We start from the raw sequence: 25837 nt of genomic DNA on the forward strand, positions 1-25837 counted from the left end.
TTTTCAAAAATAGATGTTTTATGGACTCTCCTGATGTGTGCCTGTTTTTTCGAAAATCCCGTCCTGGGGGCAATTTTAGCATTGAGGCTTCTTTTGATACCATGTTGTCGGTGTTTCCCAAAGTGATGGGGTATGCACCCAAAACGCTTGAATCACCTACCTATAGCAATGGAATTTGGCCACGGGTGCAGGCCTCACTGGCGGCGCGGCGTGGCGGTCACGACATCAACCACATTACGGGCGATGTTCATTTTGTGGCCTTGGCGCTGCCCCGGCGTGGTACCATTCTTACGGTGCACGATTGTGGCTTCATGCGGCACCGCAATCCGGTGGCGCGTTGGTTTTTGTGGTTGTTTTGGCTCAAATTGCCCATCGCACGCGTGCAGGTGGTGACGGCCATTTCGGAAGCCACCAAAGCCGAACTGATTCGTTTTACGGGTTGTGACCCCGCCAAAATCCGGGTGATTCCGACCATCATCAAAACCCATTTTAGCGCGCAGCCGAAGCCTTTTCCGGCCTCCAAACCCCGCATTTTGCACATTGGCACGGCACCGAACAAAAATCTCCTGCGGCACATTGAGGCCATTGCGGGCATCGATTGTACTTTTCACGTCATTGGAAAACTCTCTGCGGAGGTGCAACAAAAACTCGAGGCGCATCACATCGACTATTTCAATGAATACGACCTCAGCGACGCCCAGGTCCAGGCTGCTTACCACAACTGCGACCTCCTGCTGTTTGCGTCCACGCTGGAGGGTTTTGGCATGCCCATTCTGGAGGCCCAAACGGTGGGTCGGCCGGTGGTCACTTCCAATCTCTCGTCGATGCCCGAGGTAGCGGGTACTGCGGCTTGTTTGGTGGATCCCTTGTCGGTAGCCTCCATTCGGGAGGGTGTACTGCGGGTCATTCAGGATGCGCCTTACCGCGAAGGCTTGATCGCAGCGGGCTTTGAGAATGTGAAACGTTTTCAGGCGGAAACGGTGGCAAGGGCGTATGGGGAGTTGTATGAGGAAGTGATGAGTGATGAGTGATGAGTGAAAATATTTGTGGTTGATGTTGAACGTTTTACAAAAGCCTTAGACCCCCCGACCCCTGAAGGCAGGGCCGATCAGTTCTATTTTTCAAAAGGTCTATTTGCCCTGGGTTTCTTTATTTTGGGGTGAATTAATATTGTTGTATTACCCGAAACACTGTAGAGACGTTGCATGCAACGTCTCTACCATGTCAGATTTTACTTCCAAATCTAGAACTGATCGACCCGACCCCTAAAGGCAGGGACGTTTGGTTCTGTTTTTAAACCATTTTGGATTGGGCTGCGCCCAATCGTTTTTAATAACCGCGACGACGCGACGACGCGACGATTCATTTGGCTGCGCCAAATGCGCGACGTAAGACGACGAAAAGGTGTGCGAAGCACACATTTCGTCGCGCCGTCGCGTCGTCGCGGTTATAAAAAAACAAGCAGCGAAGCTGCTTCAATGAATAAAAATCAGAACCAATCGACCCTGCCATTAGGGGTCGGGGGTTCTGCGACAAATGCACCCTACCAAATCCAACGCAAAATTCCTTCAATCAATGACCTTGGCCTGGGGGCTGTTGCTTAATGGTCCAGGTTCAAACTCTCCACCATCTCCACAATCGTCTCCTCCACTGGCCGGTAACTCAAGCCCAACTCATTAATGCTTCGTGCTGCATCAAACTGTGGGGCGTAACCCAAATTGCCCCGCAAAAAGCGCCGACTAAAGCCTACCCAAGGGCCAATCAGGTACAACAACCAATTGGACAAAGGCCTTTTGGGAAGTTTAAGGGCATCGCCAGATCGTTGGCCGAGCGAAGCCGAGGCTCGCATCACCGCAGCAATTTCCAATATACTCATGGTTTGGGCACAAATCAGGTAGCGGCCATTGGCTTCGGGCGTGAAGGCAGCCAAGAGGTGTGCCTGCGCTGCGTCCCGCACATCCGCAACGCCAAAATACAATTGTGGTGCCCCCAGGCGCAGCTCCCCGTTCATCAGTTGGCGAATGGTCGATACGCTCACGTTGTCGCCACGCCCGGACAGGGTAGGCCCAAACAAAAAAGTTGGGTTGATGCATACCAGGTCCCATTGCTTTTGTTGATTGGCAATGATCCAGGCTTCTTTTTCGGCCAGGGTTTTGGAATAACCGTAGGGATCATAATGCAGGTCCGAAATCAAATTCCAGTTGTGCTCATCAAAAGCCCCACTGGGTTGATCCAGGATCTCGCGGGCTTCGGCATACAGCGCAACGGCACTGGAAGTCATGACTACCCGTTTGACGGAAGGCGTTTCCCCTGCTGAATACAATACGTTTTTGGTACCCTCCAGGGCCGGATCAACCAGTTGTCGCTGCGGGTCTTTAATTTTTCCGATCAAAAAAGGAGAAGCAGTGTGGATGACCAACTCGCAACCCCGCATTGGATTGTTGAAGTCGCCGTGGCGCATCAGATCAGCTTCATAAAATTCCAGGCGACCGGGGCCAGCTTCCGCAATCCGTTTGAGGTGGGCAATTTTGCGCTCATCTTGCCGATTCCGAACGGTAGTGCGTACATAATAGCCGGCCTCGACGAGGTATTTAATTATCCAGGATGCCAAATAACCCGAGCCTCCGGTGACCAAAATCGGTAAGGATTGATCAAATGACTGTATCTGCACGAGAAAAAATTTTATACGCTGGACAGGGCATATTCCTGTAAAACAAATTGCAAACTTGTTTGTATCCAGTGGCCAAAACTAACACAATCGACTGTATTTTAGTTAGAGAAGCGAAAACACAATTGTTAAGGTCATATTTTTTCTTTCACGAATAAAAATTATTTGGGTATATTTACCCCCATTGAGACATCCGGTCCTACCCCCTTTTGGATCACGTCGTAAGTGATTGCCGGAAATACCCATAAAAAAGCCACCTGTAAGTGTGATTGCAGGATTTTACAACATAAACCTTTTGACATTTAGGAACCGGAGAGAGAGTCGAAGGTTTCGTGGTCGCATTCCTAGCCGTTGTTTTGGCCATTCAGATTAAGAAGCTCGGTAACAATCCTTTGAACGAATTTTTGTCATAATCTCATTTGATGAAGAACAATAGTCATTGAGGCTATTGATCTAGGAATCGATTGAAAGAATAAGATCGGCATGCGCAGTTTTTTTCAACTAATTCCCGTAGCGGTAGCTTTTAAAGCCATGCTGCTACTCGGCAACTTTGGTCACAAGTTGTCGACCTCCCTTGTACCCGGGGTACAAACTGCACCATCCGTACGGACAACTGTGAACCAAGGATGCATCGATACCGTACACATTACGCTGGACTCGAACTGTCAGTTTGTACTTACCCCTAAACTGGTTTTGGAAGGTTCGGGGGCTTGTTTAAGCCCAGAAGATTACGAAATTTTTGTGGACGATGAAAACCCGCTCAACCGCGATACGGTAGACGGTTGCGGTAATTTCCGTTTTATCGTCAACATCAAAAATCCCAAGTCTTGCACCCAGTTTTCGAATTGCTGGGGCATTGTAGCTGCCGAGGACAAAATGGCGCCGGTCGTTACCGCGCCTGCGGATACGACCCTTTTTATTTTTTGTGACGAAATCACGGACATTTACCAGAATCTGAGCAGTACCGACAGTTTTGGAATTGCTACCCTCAAGGACAATTGCAACAAAAGGACATTGAAGATTCGCAGTTTTATCGACGCCATTTATTACGACAACCGCTGCGATACCCTCATCATTCGCCGTTTGTTTTTTGCCAGCGATGCCAAGGGCAATCAAGATACTGATCCACAATTCATTACCCTGCTTCGCGCGCCATTGGCCTCCATTCAATTGCCGGATAGTGTTGGCATCAATACCTGTACCGGAAACAACAACCCGAAAAAGGACAAAAACGGAAACATTCACCCCGATGTGAGTGGCTACCCTTATGTGGTCAATTACCAGGGTAAAATTGATTACATCACCGTTGACTCTTCCTGTGGGCTCAGTTCTACCTATGTGGATACCCGTTTTGAAGTATGCCCAACTACCTATAAAGTACTGCGCCGCTGGATCATCAAAGATTGGTGTAAAAAAACTTCCATTGAGTTGAGCCAGGTCATCAAAGTAGGTGATGTGGACAAACCCATCATTAAAAGTCCTTACGCCAATGATTTTTTGAGCACTTCTACCAGCCCCTTTGATTGTACAGCGGCCATTGAGGTATTGCCCCCGATTGTAAGCGATGCCTGTTCTGGCTACAGCTGGACTGCAGAAATCTGGACCGATACTTGTCGGGACACCCTCGGCCTGGCCATCGACCCCAAACCTCCCGTGCGTTTGGGATTTACCAATAGTGGGGCCCAGAAACGCTACATTGGCAATCTGCCCATCGGCTGCCACATCCTCATTTATACGGTACGCGATGCTTGCCACAATGAAGCAAAAGACACCATCCACCTGGAGGTACAGGACAAAATCAGTCCGGTAGCCATCTGTGACGATAAAATCAACATCAGCCTCAATGAAGCCGGCTATGCCCAGCTGCGTGCAGAAGACGTTGACGAAGGCAGCAAGGACAATTGTAAATTGGCCAAACTCCACATCCGTCGGCCCATCACCCAGGATGAAAATTGCAACCCACTGGATACACCCCGGGTAAGTCGTTGGGATTCGATCCTGACTTTTACCTGTTGTGACCTTGCCTTAGGCTACGTCAAAGTAGAGCTGCGGGCCACCGACGCTGCGGGCAATGCGGATTATTGCTGGACAACCGTATGGATTGAGGACAAAATGAAGCCCTGGTGCCAGGCACCCAAAGATACCACGGTGTATTGCGACCGTTTGCCCAAAGGGGTTGATTTCAAAAACCGCAGCACCATTGCCAGGTATTTTGGAGCGCCCAAGGTAGGCGACAACTGTTTCAAAGCGGAGTGGATCGAATTTGATCCAGTGGTAAAAATCAACAATTGTGGGGTAGGAACGGTTAAACGCAAATTTTTGGCCCGGGATGAATCCGGCAACCAATCGCCGGATACTTGTTTTCAATGGATTACGGTAGTGGCCGCCCATGAGTACATGATCAAATTCCCCAAGGATTACATCGAATATTGTAAAGACCCCAGTCCCGATACCATCGGCACCTTTGAACTGGCTTGTGATATCCTGGCGGTCAACGTCAGCGACAAACGTTACCAGGGTGATGGGGTGGAATGTTACAAAATTTTCAGAACCTACAATGTCATCAACTGGTGCGAGTACAAAGATGGTGACGAGGTCATTCCAGTTCCTCGCGATATCGACTGCGACGGCACCGGTGGAGAAGACGATGTGTGGGTGATTGTCCGCCGCGACGGCACTGCCTATTTTGATGCGGACAACAATGAAAAGAACAAATTCCCGCTGGCCAACTCCCGTACCTGCGGGGGCAATCCAGAAGGGTATTGGGAAAAATTGAACCGGAAACCAACCGGGCAATGGACCTATACCCAAATCATCAAAGTGGTGGACAACGAAGCGCCACAGATTTTCACGGAGTCCAACGTATCTTTTTGCATCAATCGCAGTGATTGTAAAGCGGATATCATTTTGTCGGTGGGGATCCAGGAAGCTTGCGATCCGAATAACCTCAACATCGATACCGATCTAAAACTGGAGATCAACGAAAGCTCCAGCAGCAGCCAAACCAACTGGCGGATCTTTGGGCGTTATCCCAAGTACTTGTTCACTGGAATCGTACCCAAAGGGGATTACCAGCTGGAGATCAAGGTATCCGACGCTTGTGGCAATACGGGCAGAGGTTTTGTCAAATTTAAAGTAGTGGATTGTAAACCACCCACTGTCACTTGTATTCACGGCCTATCTGCCGAATTGAGTGAATTGCCACCGAATACCGATGCTGATGGCGACGGCGACGTGGATAGGGCTTCCACCATTGTTTGGGCCAAAGAATTGTTGGCGAGCCCCAGCATCGATTCTTGTTCCGGTCCGGTACGCTATTCGGTCAACCGCAAGGGGGAGAAAGCCAACATCAACCAGGATTACATCATCCTTACCTGCGACGATTTGGGTTTGACCGAAGTGGAATTGCACGCCTGGGACAATGCCGTCAATACCAAACTCAGCCCTCCGGGCCCCAATCACGATTTCTGTTTGACCTACATCAAGGTGCAGGACAACAAATTCAATCTTTGTAAAGACCCTGGCGATACCCTGATCATCGAGGGGAATACCCGCACCGAATTGGGCCTCAGCCTGAGCGGGGTAGTAGTCGAGAGCAGTGGTGCCAAGAATTTAAAAGCCGTGAGTGTTCAAACCGGCGATTACCTCATGCAGGGGCTCGCGCAAGGTTATGATTATACCCTCACTGCGGATAAAGCGGATGATGCCCGCAATGGGGTCACCACATTTGATGTTTTATTGATCACCAAACATATTTTGGGCAAACAACGGCTCACGTCGCCTTACCAATTGCTGGCAGCCGACGTAAACCAGTCCGGCTCTATTTCCACCATCGATTTGATCAAAATCCGGCGGGTCATCCTGCATTTGGATGACACTTTTGAGGGTGGAAAAAGTTGGCTCTTTGTGGATGCCAAGCACCGCTTCAAAGACCCCAATAACCCCTGGGCCGAAGCGATTCCGAAGTTCATCCAATTCAACGACCTGGATCGCTCGGTGTCCGACGCCCGCTTCATTGGCATCAAACTGGGGGATGTAAACGGCAACGTAGAAACCAATGGCCTGACTCAGTTGAGCCCAAGCATCATAAAAAATGACGTTGAATTGACCCCACAGCGTCCACAACTGGACTTCAAGGTGCTGTCGGTACATCCAAATCCTTTCCGCGATCAGGTGCAAATCAAGTGGTCCAGTCCAAGTGGTGGCGAAGCCATCCTCCAGGTCATCGATACTTATGGCCGAACCGTACGGCAGGATCGGGTGAATTTGTTTGTGGGCGAGAACAACTTTACGTACGATCAGCAGGATTTGCCGGGGGCAGGGACCTATTCCGTGATCATCCGGCAAAATGGCCAACAGGTGGTTACCCGGTTGTTGCTGGTGAATTGACGTGGGGCTTATTGACCAGCCCCAGCCTTTTGCAGGCAAAAAAAAAGAGGCTACGATTTCAGAAATCGTAGCCTCTTTTTTGTATCGTGGGTAATGACGGATTCGAACCGCCGACCCTCTGCTTGTAAGGCAGATGCTCTAAACCAGCTGAGCTAATCACCCTTGTATTTGGTTTTTTGAGCCTTTTGCTCAAAAGCGTGCGCAAATATACACGCTCATTTCAGTTTGCGCAAGTCTTGGGCTTATTTTTTTTTGAAAAAAATAAAAAAGCCGATGAAAATAGCATGATCCATCGGCATTATAAGTGAACAAAAGTATAAGCTTGTTACTCTTCCTCTTCGAGGAATAGGTCTTGTCGCCAATCATTAAACTCCTGAAGGATCTCATTGGTTTCCTCCAGGTCAAAATCTTCTGGATCAAATTCTTCAATCCAATCAATGATTTCTTCGTGTTGCGGGTGGTTGGGGTTTTTGAGGGCGTCCAAAAAATCGACATAGCCCGGAGCTCCGCCACAATCTTCGGGTGGACAGTTGCGAGCGCCTCCCAGGCAAATTGGGCAATTGGTTTCGTCGTCGACAAGCACCTTCTCCACCGTCAGCCGATGCTTCCAGTTGTCGCCAAAATCGTAAATATAGTGGAAAGAATCCCCTTCTTTTAAGTTCATATCGAGCATCAGGATCGACTCGCTGTCTTCCAAACTCGCATCAGTATCCCACATTTCGTCTTCATCGGGCAACAAACCAATTTTCCGTTCTTTGATTTGAAACTCAAAGAGGTGTGCATTCTCCCAGCCCATGACGATTTGCAAGATCTCATGCAGATCAAAAAAAGTTTCCGTTTGATCTATCTGAAAAGTACGCCAGATGACCGGATTGATGTCCTCCAACTGGACTTTTAATTGTAAACTACTCACAGTAACAAATTTTGGTTCAATCTACGAGTTATTTGGCAAAGATAATGAAAGATGAGAGATTAGAGAGGAAAGATGAGAGAGGAGAGAGGAAAGATGAAAGATGAGAGAGGAGAGAGGAAACATGAGTCATCCCGAATTTTTGGGATGATAAACCGCGGATGCGGTTGAATTTTGAATAGCCCCGGTCGTCCGGGGTCATTTGGGTAGCAAAAGGTTTCGCAACCGCGGATGCGGTTGAACTTTTTGCTCAATTGAGTTCAACCACTGCCGTGGTTGCCGCCAATTTGGCCCAACTATTTACCCCGGACGACCGGGGCTATTCAAAATTCAATCGCTCCGCGATTAGATTTATGCCCGATTTTGACTTTTCAGAAATTTGGGATGACTCATCTCTCATTAAAACCATGTTTCATTTCCCAGTTGGGCGTATACCCGCCGGATGCCTTCTTCCAAACCAATTTTAGCTTGCCAGCCTACTGCTGTAAGTTTGGCTACATCCATCAGTTTGCGGGGAGTGCCATCAGGTTTGGACAAGTCGTGAACGATGGCGCCCTGGTACCCCACAACATCCCGGATCAACAAGGCCAAGTCCTTGATGCTCAAATCATGGCCTACCCCGACATTAACCAAACCTGCTTCATTGTAGGTTTGCATCAGGTGAAAGCAAGCATCCGCCAGGTCGTCAACATGCAAAAATTCCCGCAAGGGAGTGCCCGATCCCCACAAAACGACCTCGGGCAATTGCTGGCGTTTGGCTTCGTGAAATTTGCGAATTAAAGCGGGAAGCACATGTGATTTTTCGAGGTCGTAATTGTCGTTGGGGCCATAAAGATTGGTAGGCATCGCCGAGATGAAATTACAACCATATTGTGCCCGGTAAGCGTCACACATTTTAATACCCGCAATTTTGGCAATCGCATAAGGCTCATTGGTGGGTTCCAATAACCCGGTGAGCAGGTATTCTTCCTTGAGGGGCTGGGGTGCCAGCTTTGGGTAAATACAGGACGAGCCCAGGAACAGCAATTTTTTTACACCATATTTCCAGGCACAGTGGATGACATTGTTCTGGATCATCAGGTTTTCGTACAAAAAATCGGCCCGGTAGGTATTATTGGCCATGATGCCGCCCACTTTGGCCGCGGCCAGGAAGACATACTCGGGTTGTTCTGCGCGGAAAAAGGCTTCAACCTCGATTGAATTTCGCAGGTCCAGTTCCCGGGAATTCCGCACAATCAAGTTTTGGAAGCCTTCTTGAAGCAATTTGCGATGAATGGCCGAGCCAACCATGCCCCGATGCCCTGCAATGAATATTTTGGTGTTCGTTTCCATAATCGATTGGTCTGAAGCAAAAAATTACTTCCCGATTTTTCTGCGTTGTTTACTCGAATTCCCGTTTTACCTCAAAACCACTTTTGAGCAATACGGCGTCCCGCTCGAACAAATGTAAATCGGCTTTTACCATTTCCTGCACCAGGGCTGGCAAGTCGTAGGTGGGGGTCCAGCCCAGTTTTTCTTTGGCTTTGCGGGGGTCTCCGACCAGTAAATCCACCTCGGCCGGCCGAAAATACCTTGGATCAACGGCTACGACCTCTTTACCCAGCGGCAATTGGTAACGCTCGTCATTACAGGCAGTGACGATGGCACGTTCGCCCACGCCAGTTCCCTGAAATTCCAGACTCACGCCAATTTCCGCAAAAGCCAGGTGAATAAAATCGCGCACACTGGTGGTTACTCCGGTAGCGACTACATAATCATCCGGCGCAGCTTGCTGGAGCATGAGCCACATGGCTTCGCAATAATCTTTGGCGTGCCCCCAGTCACGTTGGGCGTCCAGGTTGCCCAGCCAGAGTTTGTCTTGCAAACCTAAGCCAATTTTTGCGACTGCACGGGTAATTTTCCGGGTCACAAAGGTTTCACCCCGCAGTGGTGATTCGTGGTTGAACAGAATGCCATTGCAGGCATAAATACCGTACGATTCGCGGTAGTTGACGGTAATCCAGTACCCGTATAATTTAGCAGCTGCATAAGGTGAGCGTGGGTAAAATGGGGTGGTTTCCGTTTGGGGAATGGCTTGCACCTTGCCGTACAGTTCAGAAGTAGAAGCTTGGTAAAAACGCGTTTTGTCTTTTAAACCCAAGAGCCGGATGGCTTCCAAAATACGCAAGGGGCCAATGGCATCAGAATTTGCAGTATACTCCGGTGCTTCAAAACTAACCTGTACATGCGACTGGGCACCCAGGTTATAAATTTCATCGGGTTGCACTTCTTGCAACAAACGAATGATGCTGGTGCTATCGGTAAGGTCGCCGTAGTGCAGGATAAAGCGCTGGTCTTCATCGTGCGGATCCTGGTACAAATGGTCGATGCGGGCGGTATTGAATAAGGACGAGCGGCGTTTGATGCCGTGTACTTCATACCCTTTTGCGAGGAGGATTTGGGATAAATAGGCACCATCCTGCCCAGTTACACCCGTCAACAATGCACGTTTTTTCATAAAGGGAAGTTAGTTGTTTGAAAAGCAAAAATAGTCATTTTTAAGTTACGGCTTGTACCTTCCAGAAAGAAGCTTTTACACCGTAAGAATAAATCCCTTATTGGCAGGAATATAACGCGTGTGTTAAATTTTATAAAAAAATAAAATAATATTTGCATTTGATGAAAACACAGAGTAGATTTGCATTCGATATATCAGGATATTATCAACATCTTTCGCAAGAGGCTGTTTAGAAAGGTTTCACTTCAAGTAATTAATAATCACTTTTAAAATTAACTTACTGAATATCATCCTAACTTCCTATTAAAATGCTAATCCATTTATCTGCACATGCCACACTGTTAACAACGTATTGATGAATATGTCATATGGACTTGTTCCTGAGTGACATAGCTCATATTTGGACGTTGTGTTTTTTCCCTTTCGTCCCTTTTTTTTGAGTATGTAAAATGTACTGTCAATTTCGCAGGTCGCGCAAATTGCACATGCGCTTTGTGTACTGCCCCCCGCATCTATTTAACTTGCTCTGTAGTAAGATGTGCACAAATTGAATTGGTGCACTGTCTTATGGGATAATTATTCACTTGTGTAGGCTAACCCCTATAACAGGAATGGCAGGTTTTTGGCTAAAATCAAATTTTCAATTTTCCGGTAGTCTCATTAAATGTAAAATCATGAAAAAACTATTGACGGCCTTGCTCTCACTGGGAGCGTTTTTCCTGGTTAATTCTTTGTACGCACAAGACCTAAAAACGTATTTGCCTTTATTCAAATCACTAAACAAAGGCGAGCGGGTACAGTTCCTGGCTAATTTAAAGGATTTGACCAACAAAGTTAACTTAGCGGATCAGCTGCAGGATGACGTATTTAAAGATCTCCGTGCTGGTTTGCCAGTTACCAATCCCACCGAAGGGATTGATTCCATTTTACAAGCCTGGTCTGCTGGCAGAACTGGATTGTCCGCAATCCTCTTGGGGAATCGAAATGAGTTTGATTCTTTAGAGGTCGCGGCGATCTTGGGCGGTTACGACCAAGCTAATGCAGCCTGGATTCAGAATCTAACGCTAATCCAAAACGGATTTACAGATTTTAAAGACAGTTTGCAAGTTGATCCCAACACGCTTGCTGAAGCAGAGGCAGCTTATGAAGATGCTTCTATTACCATGCAAACCAACCTTGATCAGCAGTATCAAGATTTTACAAACATTTTTTTGAGCACCTCAAATCAATCCAACGAGCGGCCCTGGGAGGTAATTGTTGATAAGTTTCTCAACGACTTTGGGGCCTTGGAAATAGGTGCGGGACTTCAATCGGTATTTGCGACCTATTACGATGAAGCACCGGATAGTACCACGGCAATGTTGGTTCGATTTGGTACTGCTCCAAACTATAACCAACTGTGGGGTGCCGAGTGGAATGCTTGGGTGTCTTTTAAGGGGAGCACGGAGAGCCAGAGCAGTGAAAACCTTTCGCCAAACACCAATGGCTTCCAGTCGCTATTGGCTGGAGGTAACGTGTCTTTCCAGTACCGACCAGAGCTTCCCTTTGCCAAAGGAGTAATGCGGCTCATTACAGGAGTAGGCGCAAATGCAGGTGCTTACATGCCTGCACGCATCAACCCCAATAAACCAGCTTCACTGAACAACCAGGGCAAAACCACCGGGTTTGGACCTGAGATAAGGCTGGGTTTTGCTGTCAATGCGGGCAAGGTCAGCTTTTATGGTTATTCCAACCACAGCAAAGGGTACGTACTTCGTTGTCCTGACTACCCCTTTAATAGCTGGCAAGTGGTAAGTGGTATTCAATGGCAGGCTCTGCACTTAAGAATGCTTCATGGCCATACCAATTGGGCAGTTGGTGACAATCGGAGCGCCAATTACAATGAAGTATCAATGAGTGTTCGCATCAAATGATGCATTAGATCTTCAATAATTCAATCGATAGGATGATTTGATTTTTACTAAACAAAAGAGGGGTGGATTGATTGCATCAATCCACCCCTCTTTTGTTTAAACGTATTGGCTTTCTCGCTTTTGCACCTGGGGCGCACTAACCCTTATTTGTTTAAATACCAAGAACTGCTTTACCTTAAGGAGCGGCTTAAGTATCGGAGTAAAAAAATAAGGACGCAGGCCATTCATTTTCCAGGCTTGACGGTCTTCCAAATTGGCCTTAATGCGTTTTTCCCAGGAGCTATTGCTTGCTCCTCCTGCACGCATGCGTACCATAAGCTCGGGTAAATAATGGGTTGATATTTTATGCCGGTATAAAAAGCGCAGCATCAACTCATAATCTGCCGAGGTGCGAAGTCGAGTATCAAAGTACCCCAAAGATTTATAAACTGATCGTCTGACAAAAAATGCCGGATGAGGGGGCATCCACCCATACAAAAAATTTCGGCGCTGGTACATTCCGGATACCCAACTGCGCGTCACCTTTTCCGTATCGTCTTTGGCTACATATTGCAGGTCACCATAGACGGAATCGACATTGGTGCGCTGAAACTGTGATACAACCTGGGCGATAACCTCAGAATGTACATAAAAATCATCTGAATTTAAAATGGCTATAACATCACCTGAAGCCAAATGGATGCCTTTATTCATGGCGTCGTAGGTGCCATTATCCGGTTCTGATATCCAGTGACTTAGATAAGAAGAGTGGGCTTGGATGATATCGGTGGTACCATCAGTTGATCCTCCGTCAACAATAATGTATTCAATGTTGGGGTAGCTTTGGCTAATCACGCTGCTGATGGCGTCTCGAATAGTGTTTGCACTATTGAAACAAACGGTAACAATTGAAACTTTCATTAGCATAGTTTATTTATAGGGTACTTAATATTGGGATAAGTGATAATAATTCATATTTTAAACGTCAACACATAACAACCTGAATGTTGTATGCATTCAGGTAAATTAAATATGATGCTCTTGGTAAATTATCTAACGTAGATTAAAATCCTGCAAATGTGCGGATTCATTTTTTTTCAAAGTGAAGTTTTCGGGATGATGCTGCGAAAAAGTAATTGAACGCTGATAGGGATGACTGTAAAACTGTCGCAATTTACGCAAAGGTTTTAATATAGTAGTATAAAATCGAGGTTTTATGCCATTAATTTTCCAGGCTGCCTGATCTTCACGATTGGCACGCAGTCGGCTGCGCCAGGTGGCGTTGCTCAAGCCGCCTACCCGCATCCGCACGAGCACATCGGGCACATAAGCTGCGCTAACCTGATATTTATATAAAAACCGCAGCATTAACTCATAATCTGCAGAACTTTTGAGGCTTAAATTAAACAATCCGTGCCGTTGATAAATTGCTCTTTTGACAAAAAATGCGGGGTGAGGAGGCATCCAACCTGCTAAAAAGCTGCGCCGTTGAAAAGCTCCGGACTCCCAGTGGCGAATCACCTTGTGTGGATTGTGCTGGTCTACGTATTGCAGATCACCATACACCGAGTCGGCACCCGATTCCTGAAAGGTAGTTGCGATTTGGGCCAATACGTGGGAGTGGATGTAAAAATCATCAGAGTTGAGGATGGCGATGATGTCGCCACTTGCGGCACGAATGCCCTTGTTCATTGCATCGTACACCCCATGATCAGGCTCAGAAATGAACAGGTCAACTACATCGGGATATTGGGCTACGATTTTTGCTGTAGCATCTTGTGAGCCTCCATCTACAATGATGTATTCAACGTTTGAGTAGGTTTGACGGGCCACACTTTCAATGGTATGTCGAATGGTTTTTGCGCTATTGAACGCAGGGGTAACGATTGAAATCTTCATCCTTCGGTTTTTCGTTCTTGGGATTATAAAGGGCTATGCCCTTTGTTAAATTTGGGAATAAATAGACTGTTTGGCCGGACTGAAAGATAACGTTACGGGTTTCTAGAAGATTTTGCAGGGACAAAGTTAATTCACAAGGACTTATAAACGCAGGGTTCGTGATGCTGATTTTGAATATTTTTTGACAAATCTTTTTTTGATTGAAAATCAACGAATTAAGAATATATAATCAAGCGCCAAAAAACGGATTGATTATGTATTTGTGGAGGGATGGCGGGGTAAATAATTGTTTAGTTTAAACAAGCCCCAACAAAACACCAAAGTAAAAACTGTCCCCTTTACGGCATGGTTCAAAATCGTGACGAGGTCATTTTCTTGATCCATAAGGGGGTAAAAGATCAATGGGATCCACAACCACAACAATGGGTAATGCCGCAAAGCCAGTTGCCTCAGGCCATGGTACAGGCAATACAAAAAACGAACCCAGACAAAGACCAGCAAAGGTGCCAGCCAGGGCCCAAAATTGGCATAGGCTTCTCCTGGCATTCCTATGTTCATTGAGACATTGGGGCTGAGCGGGTTTCCAGTAAATCGATACCAGATGAGCGCGCCACCAGCCCCCGGCTTATCTGGCCAAAAAAAACGAGGAACCAGGGAGGCTTTGATGGCCAGTAGGATCGTTTCTCCCCGGGCGTATGGTTCTTCCTTTGGTACCCAACGGTACACTTGAGCGAGGTGGTTTCCTTGGTTAAAACGGTCCAGGGCTTGTTGCCAACGTTTGGTTTTCCAGGGGTCTTTAGCCCAATCTTTTACCGTGTTTGAGAAGTTTTTTGTATAACTATTCCCGTTTTTTTCCTGTACCCGTTCGCGATAATCATACTTCCAGACCAAGACGAGGGCTAAGCACAATGCGGTGATTCCCCCAACTAACACTAAGGTTTTTTTGGGCCAGTGGTATCGCGTTTGTAAATAGAGCAGCATCCACAAAGGCCACACAAAAAGGTCGCCAAAAAAAGTGCTTTGAAGTGTTTTAATCAGCATAAAAGCTGCAACAACTACCATTGCGACTGTTTTTACTTGCCAAGACCAGGTTGAAAAAAACAAATGCAGCAACCCGACCCATAACACCAGGCCACTGAATACCCCAATTTGCCTCATCGTGCCGGGTAAAAATGGGGTACAAAAATACATCAGCATACCATACAGCAAGAGTAAAAAAGGCAAATAGGACTGTTGCTGTAAAGCCTGTCTAATGGCTTGAACAATATCCTGGTCACTTGAATTCGCCTGCTTGCTCCAGGGAATAGTACCCAAAGCAATGGCTACCAGGATGGGAAAAACTGAAGAAAAATACCAGGAAGTGGAAATGGGCATGGGTTGCAATACCGTTTCGGCAGGAAGGGTAGCTTGTAAAAGATAAGCTAAACTGGGCGCCAAGCCCAAAGTCAACACGGCTAGTGCATTGTACAAAAAAAAGATAGGCAGTCGTCGAAAACTTGCCTGCAGTCCACTAAAAAGGATTGCCAGGAGAGCAGCAAAAAAAAAGAGCACCGTAAAATAAGGCATCATAAGTCTAATCGTTTCCCCTTAATCGATACCATTGTTCTCCAAGCATTCTCTTCTAATCGGCAGCAATGCTCACTTTTTAAAAGCTGCAAAATTAGTAGATATTCCCAGCTGGGTTTGGCCGCCAGCTAAATGGTAAACACCTCGACCAAAATCAATCCGAAAACGATTTACCTTCATCCCAACACCAAAGGTGAAACCCGCCAAACTACTGTAACCCTGAACGGTCATTTCGCGATGCATCCGGTAATTGTACCCAAAACGCAAGCGGAAGTTTTCCCGCGCACCAATCAACAATTCACCATTAAAAACCAGGTGGCGAAAAAAATTGTCCAGCCAAAGGTTAAAATCTGAAGGTTCGCTGGGTTCTTCCCCCAAAAAAATAGTACCTGTTTCCAGGTTTGGGTCATCATAGAGCAGATTCCAACGGTTGAGCGAGGTATAAATGAAGGAAAAGCGGAAAGGCAAATATTTGAGTTGTTTGGAAAATCCAATTTGAAGATCGAAAGGCAGCGGTTCTTTTCCAATGCTGGGATCGTAGGTCGACAATTGCCTGCCGAAGTTCTGAAACACGATTGTGACGGCAGTGCGTTTGGCCGTGTCGCGATAAGTAGCAGCCAGGTCTGAAGCCAGACCCAATGAACTGTACTGGCCAAACTGCGAGCTGATCAAACGCAAATTTGCACCCACATTGAGTCGGTCGTAAACGGGGTGGGCAATCCCCGCTACGATCGCATACTCGGCTGCATTAAACGTGCCGAGGGTTTGAAAAAATTCATCGGTATGTTCAATTTCCCCATAACGGGCGTATTGTACACCGGCGTGCAAGGTGGTGCCTTTTTGGCCCAAACGATGGCCATAATTGAACGCACCATGCTGCATTTGTTTACCGATAAAACCGTGATTGAAGGCCAATTGCTGGTGCATTGTGGGATTGAGCGCGGCTGGATTGCTCCAGGCCAGGCTTACATCGTCGTCGATCACCGTAATCAGGTGTCCCCCCAGGCCCGATACTCGTGCAGAGGCAGGAATGCCCAGGAAGGCATAGGTACTTTGCCCCCCCGTGATTTGTGCCTGGATAGAGGTCCAAGCACTCATGCCCAGCAATACCAAGTATAGACGAACCTTCATGCTGTAATTGTTTTTCAACCTTTTGATTTTTTCCCTTTGCCTTTCCCTTTGGTGCCTTTGCTGATTTCCTGGGTCCAAACCGTGCGACAAATGCCCATGTTGCACTCCATCGTTTTGTAGTGCTGACCCTGCTCGTCAAAAAACTTGAGTGGGCCATGTTCATTGTCGCCATCTTTGTAAGTACCTTCTACACTCATTTGGCCATTGGGGTGGTATTCCTTAAATGGTCCATTTTCGGCATTGTCCACAAAGAGCACTTCTTCTTTGAGTTGCCCCGTTTCGTAGTATTGTAGCCACTTGCCTTCAATTTTGTTGTCCTCGTAGGTGCAGACTACTTTGAGCTTACCGTTGGGGTAAAAAGACTTGTAAGGCCCATCAAACACATCATCCAGGTACGATTCAACAATCAGGGTATCCCCACTGGGGTAAAACAGGATCCGTTTTCCGTTGAGTTTGTCGCTGCTGTAATGGGCCTCTTCCAGTTTCACACCTTTGGTAGTGGTTTTAGTAAAGACCCCTTCTTTCAACCCATCGCTGTCTCGGCGGGTGAATTGAAGCAAATTTCCATCAGGATCAGTTTCTTCGACCGTTTCGAGCGAGAACTCAGCGGTGGTTTCGGTTGCTTCCTGGCTAGGCGAGCTTGTTTTTTTGTCAGTGTTCAACTCGGCATTGTTGTTGCCACAGGCAACCATCAACACCACAAGTAAACCAAGACATAACCCATGTTGAATTGATTTATACATACTACACTGGTTTTTTTCCAACAGTTTCGCGGCCAATGCTATGGTAGTGAAACCCGTGATCAGCTATAACCTCCAGATCGTAAAGATTGCGGCCATCAAAGATGATTTCACTTTTCATGAGTTCTTTCATCACCTGGAAGCTGGGCGTGCGGAATACACTCCACTCCGTAATGATGGCCAGGGCATCAGCATTGATGAGCACTTCATACTGGTCTTTACACAACTCAATGCGGTTGCCAAAATACCGCTGAATGTTTTCCATTGCCTCTGGATCAAAGGCTTTGACGGTCGCTCCGGCTTCCAGCAATGCTTCAATGGTGTACAATGCAGGCGCTTCCCGAATGTCATCCGTATTGGGTTTGAAAGCCAGGCCCCAAATACCAATGGTTCGCCCGCTGAGTGTATCCCCAAAATAGGCTTTGATTTTGTCGGCCAGGGTGTAGCGTTGTTTGTCATTTACGCCCATCACGGCATTGAGGATGTTAAAATCATAGTCAAAATCGCTGGCCGTTTTAGCCAAAGCTTGAACGTCTTTGGGGAAACAACTCCCCCCATAACCTACTCCCGGGAACAAAAACCGTTTGCCAATGCGCGAGTCACTCCCCATCCCCATACGCACCATATCGACGTTTGCGCCTACTTTTTCACACAAGTTGGCAATTTCGTTCATAAAGGAAATCCGGGTAGCCAGGTAAGAGTTGGCAGCGTATTTGGTCATTTCTGCCGAACGCTCGTCCATAAAATAAATTGGGTTGCCCTGCCGCACAAAAGGCTCGTACAGTTGTTTCATTATTTTACGAGCTCTTTCGGAATTGGTACCTATAACTACCCGATCAGGCTTTAAAAAATCTTCAACGGCTACCCCTTCACGCAAAAACTCGGGGTTTGAAACCACGTCGAAGAGGTCTTCGCTGGCATGCTCAGCAATGATGGCGTGAACCTTTTCGGCGGTACCTACCGGAACTGTACTCTTGTCAATGACAACCTTGTAGTCTTTGATCAAGAGTGACAATTGTTTGGCAACGCCCATGATGTAAGACAAATCAGCGGATCCGTCTTCACCAGGAGGAGTTGGCAATGCCAAAAATATAATCTGTGCTGCATCAACAGCCTCTTTCAAGTCTGTGGTAAATTTCAAGCGACCTTGTTTGGTGTTTCGTTCAAACAAAATTTCCAGACCAGGTTCATAAATGGTTATTTCGCCATTGCGCAGTTTTTCTACTTTGTTAACATCAATGTCAACACAGGTTACGTTGTTTCCTGTTTCTGCAAAACAAGTTCCGGTAACCAAACCGACATAACCAGTACCAATTACAGCTAAGTTCATTTTTTTTAGGTTTTAAACGTAAAATTACAGCTTATCCCGTATAACTTTTTTCACTAAACTCAAAAAGTTAAAAACGATTGCCTCGTATCTGACAAAAACTTTGTTAACCAAAATTATCATTCGTTAGGAAAGCTAACGACTAAAAATATTTCGTTACTTTGTGGTAGAACCTGCCCCATCTTTAAGAGCTGGTTGGAGCTCTATCCATAAAACGAACACCTGATCACCACTGTAAGTAAGAACACCTATGCAACACGTTGATCCCGCTATTCTCAAAAAGTCAATTGGCTATGTAGAATACCATGCTTTGATTGAAGAAATTTTGTCCCAAAATCACTATTTGGCGCTCAAAAGTATCGAAAATGACATCCACGACACCCGTTTGAACCTGATTCGGATGGAGCGTTTGGACAAAACCGCCCGGATGACCGCCCAAACCCGCTTGCAAATGGCTGCCATTCAGACTCCTTTGATTTGGCTTACTATAACCGAGGTTTGGTGTGGCGATGCGGCTCAAATTGTTCCTACTATTCAAAAAATGGCTGCTTTAAATGCCAATGTTGAGCACCGTTTGGTCTTTAGAGATCAACATCCTGAGTTGATGGATGCTTTTTTAACCAAGGGAACCCGCTCCATTCCACTCACCATTGTCCTCAGCAAAGAATCCTTAAAAGTGCTGGGGCATTGGGGACCACGACCACAAGAGTTGCAGGCATTCGTTTTGGAAAACCTGCAAATCCTGAATCAAATCAAGGATGAGCAAGAGTACAAAATGTACAATGCCGAGTTTTTAACCAAGGTTCAACGTTGGTACGCCAAGGATAAAACCTACAGTACCCAAAAGGAATTTTTGGATGTATTGAAAAAAGCGAACGCCTAGTGCATTAACCAGGGATGCTCACTCTAGTTGTCGTGTAAAACTACAATTTTACCCGTTGCTGTGCTGGGCTTTCCGAATCCGGCTTCCCGGGGATTGCTTGAACTAAATACCAAATAGATTCCGGATTGCACCCTGCGTCCGAGGTAGTCGCGACCATCCCAGATGGCTTGTCCACCAAGTGCGCGGGTTTCGTACACCAAGTTTCCAGCCACATCAGTGATTTTTACGGCAGCATCACGGGCTAGCCCCCGAATGGCGATGGGGCCGTTGTAGTCTGGTCGAACTGGATTAGGATAAACCTTGAGGGTTGCATTGTGCACTTTTCCACCCTCTACCGCGTCGCTTTGCAATACGATAATGCCACTTTCAGTGCCAATAAACACTTCACCTGTTTTGGGGTTGACCACAATGTCTAAAATAGCATTGTTCAAAAGTGGGGAATTCAGGGTAGTGAAATGCGACAATTGATCACGACCACTGGGTGAAAGTACAAAAACGCCATTGCGGGTACCCACCCATTTGCGGTTGGCGCCATCGACAGCGATGGTGGTTACCACTTCGGTTTCCAGTAAGTAGGCCCCCAAGCCATTGATGATTTCTACTACCCGCCGGGTACCCCGGCAGTTTTCGTCAAAAGCATTCGAACCACATTCAAAAATAACCACTCCTTCACCCGTGCCGACCCATACGTCACCATCCAGGTCTACTGCCAGGCAATTGACCTGATTGGTTTGTAACTCGCTGTTGGCCGTGGTGAATACCCGGCAACGGTTATCGGCATCGTCCTCCAGTTTACCCGAATCAAATACAATCAAACCTGCCGAGTTTGAACTGGAACAAAACCACTTGTATCCATTCTGATCTACGGCTACCTGGTGCAGTGAAGTGACCCCGCATGAAGGCCGAAAACTCTTCCATTTTCCATCCTTGGTTAGTACCGAAATGGGATTGGCCGCCAGGTGGTTGGCTACCCAGAGGTTTTCATCATCATCAAAAGCCAGGCCGCTGATCCGGGTACGGGCGGCATCACCGACGGTATTGTTGAGGGTAGAATTTTTTTCGTTGAACAAGGTGTACTGATCGCCGTTCAGCTCTACCAGCCCTTCATAAAAAGACCCAATGTACACTTTGTTGTTGCTGGGGTGAGGTGCGATGGTCATTACATCGGTGAGGTCGTCCTGGAGATCATTGGGGTTTTCTCCGCGCAAATAAGGTGCATTGAAGCGGGTGAATACATTCCACTGGCCATCAATGTAGGATGCAAAACCATCCGAACGATTGAGGTAACTAAAGGTCCGGTTGACCCCTCCGGTAGCCAACCACAGTTCCTGGTCGCGCACGGCCATTTCCCATACCTTGTCGGAAAAAGGGGAATTGAACACATAATTGCGGCAATTGGCATCTTTTAAACTGTTGAGCACCCGAAACTCCATCCACTCATCCCCCATCCAGATGCGCCCTCCCTGATCTTCTACCGCATAGTTGGGTATGCCCATACAAGAACCACTTGCCTCCTGGCGCGTGCCATTGGCATCAAAAGCGACCAGTGCCCCCCGATCACAATTGCTTTGACAACGATAACCAACCAGCAAATTTTTGCCCTCGGCACTCAAGTATTGGATAGAAAAACCGGCCCGAGTGTACAACAAGGCCGGGCGAGCCGCCTCCATGCGGTACAAACTGCGGTTGATGTCAAAATACAATGTATTGTTGAATATGGTAATGGCCTTAGACTCGTAAGAAGCTGGAAATCCAGACTCGGGGCCTAAAAAATGCCAATTGCTGAAATTTTGCAAGTTGGGTTCAGTAAGGGCTACCCGATAAATGCCTCCTTCGGTAGCAGCATAAATAAATCCCTCAAAACTTACTGCGCCGTAAACATCCAAACCAGTAAAAGTAGAAAAGGAAAACTCCCGCTTGTTGAGGTTGAGGCGAGACAGGCCATAGTTGCCACAAACAAATACATTCTCGGTATTTTCAACATTGATGGCGTGTACAATTTTGTCCCCCACAAAATTGCTAAAATTGGTGATTTGGTTGAGGGTAAAAACGGGACCTTTTTCTGGTACGACATCAATCACACTGTTGTCGTAGAGCACCAATAATGATTTACTGCCCGGAACATAGGTCAAAATTTTAGCTTTGGTATTGCTCAGCCCATGCACCCGACTGATCTCCTCAAGGGAAAAATCCGTCTTGTCAATGACCAGGATGGATTGTTCTGCAGCATAATAAACCTTGTCACTGCTTTGGGCGACAAAACGCCCGGTACGTAAAGGCAACATCGACCGCCATTGACCAATGGCCAGAGTGCTGGTGTCGATTTGGGCCTGGAGCCCGGACAAGCACAAAAGAAACAAGAGGAGTAGGATGGTATGGCGCATAGTTGTAGTTGAAAAGTTTGTAGTTGAAAAGTTGAAGTGAACCGGTCGCTGAGCGAAGTCGAAGCGCCGTTCACTTCAACTTTTCAACTACAAACTTTTCAACTATTTTATTCTTTAACCCGGCTTTTTTTGTACAGTCCACTACTTTCCAGGTATTTCAGTACGGGTTCAGTAACCAAATACTGAATGGGCAAATCAGCAGCAAGGCATTCGCGAATGTAGCTGGCCGAAATTTGCATTTGGGGTACCTTATCAAACACTTTGATCTGGGGATGGTTTGCCAACTCCCCCAACTCATATCCAGGTCGATGGTAGACGTAGATTTCAAAATCGCGCAAAATCAAATCGTAATTTTTCCATTTGGGCAAAGTAGGCAAATTGTCCCCTCCCATGATGAGCACAAACTGTTTTTCCGGGTGCCGTTCACGCAAATAAGCCAGGGTATCGATGGTATAGGAGGGTTGCGGCAGCGAAAACTCGATGTCGCTGGCGCGTAGTTTGAGGTTATCATCAATGGCAATGCGCACCAGGTGCAAACGATCCTGATCCCGAGCCAGTGACTGTTTCTGTTTCAATGGATTTTGCGGCGAAACCACCAGCCATACTTCTTTCAGATCCGTTTGGGTTGCCATGTAGTTGGCGATGATCAAGTGGCCAACGTGAATGGGATTAAAGGATCCAAAAAAAAGCCCAATTTTTGTAGGATTACGGGTACTCATTGAATAATTAGATTCGGGATGGCCTGAAATCGTTGCCTCTTTGAATTGATTTAAACCACTTGTTCACTTATTTTCCCAAATCTGCGCTCCCGGTTTTGAAAGTCAATAATGGCTTGAAAAAATTGTTCTTTGTGAAAATCAGGCCACATAGTGGGGGTGAAATAAAACTCAGCATAAGCCAACTGCCACAGCAAAAAGTTGCTGAGTCGGTTTTCGCCACTGGTGCGGATCAACAACTCGGGATCGGGGATACCTCGGGTAGACAAAGCATTGGCGAAAGTTGTTTCATTGATGTCTTCCAGGTTCATTTTTCCATCCTTGACGAGGGCCGCCATTTGCCGCGTCGCCTCCAGGATTTCCCATTTAGCGCTGTAGTTTAGGGCTAAAACCAGGGTCATTCTGGTGTTGGTGCTGGTGTTGGCAATCCCTTCCAGCAAGGCGCGATAAGTACTGCTGGGTAACTTGCTCAGGTCGCCAATGGCTTCCAGACGAATATTGTTCTTATTGAGTGTAGAGATTTCTTTGTGTAAGGTATCAACCAGTAAAGTCATTAAAGCATCTACTTCGAACTTTGGCCGGCCCCAATTTTCGGTCGAAAAAGCGTAGAGGGTCAAGTATTTTATACCCAACTCTGCGGCTGCTTCAGTTGTTTCTCGCACTGCTTTGACTCCATTGCGGTGCCCAAATACCCTGGCTTGTCCATGCTGCTTGGCCCATCGCCCATTTCCATCCATGATGATCGCAATGTGCTTTGGCAAGCGATCAGTATCAATCAGTTGTTTCAAGTCCATCTTGCAAAAGTAAAAAGAAATGCTTGGTTTTTAAATTCATATGACGGGGCATTTCCTTATCTTGCCACAAAAATATACCAAGAGGGCGAAAAAAAAATAAGTATTCATTTTGCCAAAGGATAGGATAAGTAAACGGTTCGATTAAAGTGTCTTATTTAATCCTATGGCTCAAGAAAAATGAACACTTATTTTTGCCCACTACCAAGTAAAAACGTGCTCCAATTTTTTATCATCAGAACCGTTTATTTGCATAAGTTTTGCAAATAACCATAACCCTGATCAATCATGATTATCGAAAGCGTAGAGACGGAGGTACTTAAATTTGAGGAGTTTGATTACAAACGCCCAGATATGGCTCAATTGTCTGCTGATTTTGAGCGACTTTTTACTGCTTTTAACGAAGCGGAATCTTTTGAGCAGCAACGAGTTATTTTCGAAGAAATGAATGGACTGCGGGTTACATTCAGTACGATGTACAATATTTGCCACATTCGGCATACCATTGACACGAGGGATACTTTTTATGACGCCGAGAATACTTTTTTCAACCAGGAGCTGCCTACCTTTCAATCTTTCAACACCAGGCTTCACAATGCCCTGCTAAACTCGCGCTTTCGTGATGGCTTTGAGCAAGTATGGGGAGAACAGTTTTTTCGGATTGCGGAACTCAATCGCCGCACCTTTACCCCGGAGATTTTAACTGATTTGCAGGAGGAAAACCGGCTGAGTAGCGAGTATGTCCGTACCAAAGCGGGAGCTCAAATTGAGTTTCAGGGAGAAACCTACAACTTGTCGGCACTTTCTCCATTAGAACTCTCGGAGGATCGTGCGATCCGTCAAGCTGCCAGCGAAGCCAAATGGGCTTTTTTTGCGGAACACGCGGGAGAAATTGAAGGTTATTATGACCAGTTGGTGAAAACCCGCCACAATATTGCCCAAAAACTAGGCTATTCCCAATTCACGGACTTAGGCTATGACCGCCTGACTCGCTCCGATTACCATGCTGATGATCTAATTGGCTTTAGAGAAGAAATTGTCAAATACATTGTTCCTTTGGCCAGTCGCTTGTTCGAACGCCAAAAAAAACGCCTCGGATTGGATCAACTCTTTTATTATGATGAAGAGTTTCGATTTGCTTCGGGTAACCCCAAACCTCAAGGTGAACCTTCCTGGATAGTTGAGCAGGCCCAACAGATGTATAGGGAAATGTCGACGGAGACAGACGAGTTTTTTACCCTCATGCAGGACGCTCACCTAATGGACCTTGAAAACAAAGCAGGTAAAGCCACTGGTGGGTATTGTACCTACATCGAAGGATACCGAGCACCCTATATTTTTTCCAATTTTAACGGCACCAGCGGTGACGTGGATGTGCTCACGCACGAGTGTGGTCATGCTTTTCAAGTATTCAACAGTCGAAACATTGGTTTGAGTGAATACAAATGGCCAACTTTTGAAGCCTGCGAAATCCATTCGATGAGTATGGAGTTTTTTGCCTGGCCCTGGATGCCATTGTTTTTTGGCCCCTCATCGGACAAATACAAGTTCATGCATTTGTCCAATTCCATTTACTTTTTGCCTTATGGCGCCGCCATTGATGAATTTCAGCACCGGATTTATGCCAACCCGGAGATGAGCCCGGAGGAACGCAATCAGGTGTGGTCGGAAATGGAACAAAAGTATTTGCCTCACCGCAATTATGGCGATAATGACTTTTTAAAACGAGGTGGATATTGGCACAAGCAGGGTCACGTATTTACCACTCCATTTTATTACATCGATTATGTTCTGGCTCAAATTTGTGCTTTCCAGTACTGGAAATGGGATCAACACAACCATGCAGCAGCCTGGGAAAGTTATGTGCGTTTGTGCAAGGCAGGAGGCAGTAAATCCTTTTTGGAACTGGTAGATCTGGCGGGTATCAAGTCTCCTTTTCAGAAAGGTTGTGTACAGGAAGTGGCCGAAGACATTGCCAATTGGCTGGAAAATATCGACGATTCACGTTTTTGATTTTTTTGTGTAACTACCTTTGAGAAACCAA

18 protein-coding genes and 1 tRNA gene are annotated in these 25837 nt (G+C 46.6%); 5 read left to right on the forward strand and 14 right to left on the reverse strand.

The window, feature by feature from the left end; genetic code table 11:
* Positions 1-20: 20 nt before the first annotated feature.
* The gene (locus ACO08K_RS13775; protein WP_421796985.1) at positions 21-1031 is read left to right on the forward strand and encodes a glycosyltransferase family 4 protein; all 1011 of its coding nucleotides are present in this window, start codon (positions 21-23) and stop codon (positions 1029-1031) included.
* A gap of 569 nt (positions 1032-1600) precedes the next feature.
* Here the strand turns inward: ACO08K_RS13775 and ACO08K_RS13780 are convergent.
* Positions 1601-2671: an NAD-dependent epimerase/dehydratase family protein gene (locus ACO08K_RS13780; RefSeq protein ID WP_421796986.1), complete on the reverse strand. Its 1071-nt coding sequence runs from the start codon at positions 2669-2671 to the stop codon at positions 1601-1603.
* A gap of 480 nt (positions 2672-3151) precedes the next feature.
* On the opposite strand from ACO08K_RS13780, the gene ACO08K_RS13785 reads away from it, so the two are divergent.
* A complete protein-coding gene (locus ACO08K_RS13785; RefSeq protein ID WP_421796987.1) occupies positions 3152-7057 on the forward strand; it encodes a T9SS type A sorting domain-containing protein in 3906 nt (1301 codons plus the stop codon).
* Between the two features lie 87 nt (positions 7058-7144).
* On the opposite strand, the gene ACO08K_RS13790 is transcribed toward ACO08K_RS13785, so the two are convergent.
* From ACO08K_RS13790 to gmd, 4 genes are all read right to left on the reverse strand, one after another.
* Positions 7145-7219 (reverse strand) — tRNA-Val (locus ACO08K_RS13790).
* Positions 7220-7382: 163 nt separating this feature from the next.
* On the reverse strand, positions 7383-7970 hold the full coding sequence (locus tag ACO08K_RS13795) for a plasmid pRiA4b ORF-3 family protein (protein WP_421796988.1): 588 nt from the start codon (positions 7968-7970) through the stop codon (positions 7383-7385).
* A gap of 396 nt (positions 7971-8366) precedes the next feature.
* Complete coding sequence (gene fcl, locus ACO08K_RS13800; protein ID WP_421796989.1) at positions 8367-9299, reverse strand: GDP-L-fucose synthase; 933 nt, start codon at positions 9297-9299, stop codon at positions 8367-8369.
* Positions 9300-9348: 49 nt separating this feature from the next.
* On the reverse strand, positions 9349-10464 hold the full coding sequence (gene gmd / locus ACO08K_RS13805) for a GDP-mannose 4,6-dehydratase (protein WP_421796990.1): 1116 nt from the start codon (positions 10462-10464) through the stop codon (positions 9349-9351).
* A 674-nt stretch (positions 10465-11138) separates the two neighbouring features.
* Between gmd and ACO08K_RS13810 the strand changes: the two genes are divergently transcribed.
* A complete protein-coding gene (locus ACO08K_RS13810) occupies positions 11139-12377 on the forward strand; it encodes a hypothetical protein (RefSeq protein WP_421796991.1) in 1239 nt (412 codons plus the stop codon).
* Positions 12378-12473: 96 nt separating this feature from the next.
* On the opposite strand, the gene ACO08K_RS13815 is transcribed toward ACO08K_RS13810, so the two are convergent.
* From ACO08K_RS13815 to ACO08K_RS13840, 6 genes are all read right to left on the reverse strand, one after another.
* Positions 12474-13277 (reverse strand): glycosyltransferase family 2 protein, encoded by an 804-nt coding sequence (locus ACO08K_RS13815; RefSeq protein ID WP_421796992.1) that lies wholly within the window; start codon positions 13275-13277, stop codon positions 12474-12476.
* Between the two features lie 132 nt (positions 13278-13409).
* Positions 13410-14255 (reverse strand): glycosyltransferase family 2 protein, encoded by an 846-nt coding sequence (locus ACO08K_RS13820; RefSeq protein WP_421796993.1) that lies wholly within the window; start codon positions 14253-14255, stop codon positions 13410-13412.
* A 252-nt stretch (positions 14256-14507) separates the two neighbouring features.
* On the reverse strand, positions 14508-15824 hold the full coding sequence (locus tag ACO08K_RS13825; protein WP_421796994.1) for a hypothetical protein: 1317 nt from the start codon (positions 15822-15824) through the stop codon (positions 14508-14510).
* Positions 15825-15893: 69 nt separating this feature from the next.
* Positions 15894-16952 (reverse strand): type IX secretion system protein PorQ, encoded by a 1059-nt coding sequence (gene porQ / locus ACO08K_RS13830; protein ID WP_421796995.1) that lies wholly within the window; start codon positions 16950-16952, stop codon positions 15894-15896.
* Between the two features lie 14 nt (positions 16953-16966).
* Positions 16967-17695 carry a toxin-antitoxin system YwqK family antitoxin gene (locus ACO08K_RS13835; protein ID WP_421796996.1) on the reverse strand — a complete coding sequence of 243 codons (729 nt, stop codon included), beginning with the start codon at positions 17693-17695 and terminating at the stop codon, positions 16967-16969.
* Position 17696: 1 nt separating this feature from the next.
* Positions 17697-19022, reverse strand: a complete 1326-nt coding sequence (locus tag ACO08K_RS13840) for a UDP-glucose dehydrogenase family protein (protein WP_421796997.1) — start codon at positions 19020-19022, stop codon at positions 17697-17699.
* A 247-nt stretch (positions 19023-19269) separates the two neighbouring features.
* Between ACO08K_RS13840 and ACO08K_RS13845 the strand changes: the two genes are divergently transcribed.
* Entirely contained in the window at positions 19270-19902 is a 633-nt protein-coding gene (locus ACO08K_RS13845) for a thioredoxin family protein (protein WP_421796998.1), read from the forward strand.
* Between the two features lie 23 nt (positions 19903-19925).
* On the opposite strand, the gene ACO08K_RS13850 is transcribed toward ACO08K_RS13845, so the two are convergent.
* From ACO08K_RS13850 to ACO08K_RS13860, 3 genes are all read right to left on the reverse strand, one after another.
* Positions 19926-22286 (reverse strand): hypothetical protein, encoded by a 2361-nt coding sequence (locus ACO08K_RS13850; protein ID WP_421796999.1) that lies wholly within the window; start codon positions 22284-22286, stop codon positions 19926-19928.
* A gap of 107 nt (positions 22287-22393) precedes the next feature.
* Complete coding sequence (gene nadD, locus ACO08K_RS13855; protein ID WP_421797000.1) at positions 22394-23005, reverse strand: nicotinate (nicotinamide) nucleotide adenylyltransferase; 612 nt, start codon at positions 23003-23005, stop codon at positions 22394-22396.
* A gap of 50 nt (positions 23006-23055) precedes the next feature.
* Positions 23056-23796, reverse strand: coding sequence for an isoprenyl transferase (locus ACO08K_RS13860; RefSeq protein WP_421797001.1), 741 nt, complete (start codon positions 23794-23796; stop codon positions 23056-23058).
* Between the two features lie 285 nt (positions 23797-24081).
* Here ACO08K_RS13860 and ACO08K_RS13865 point away from each other — a divergent pair, with 285 nt between their 5' ends.
* Entirely contained in the window at positions 24082-25806 is a 1725-nt protein-coding gene (locus ACO08K_RS13865) for a M3 family oligoendopeptidase (protein WP_421797002.1), read from the forward strand.
* Positions 25807-25837: the final 31 nt, after the last annotated feature.

Source organism: Haliscomenobacter sp., assembly GCF_965225875.1.
GTDB lineage: Bacteria > Bacteroidota > Bacteroidia > Chitinophagales > Saprospiraceae > Haliscomenobacter.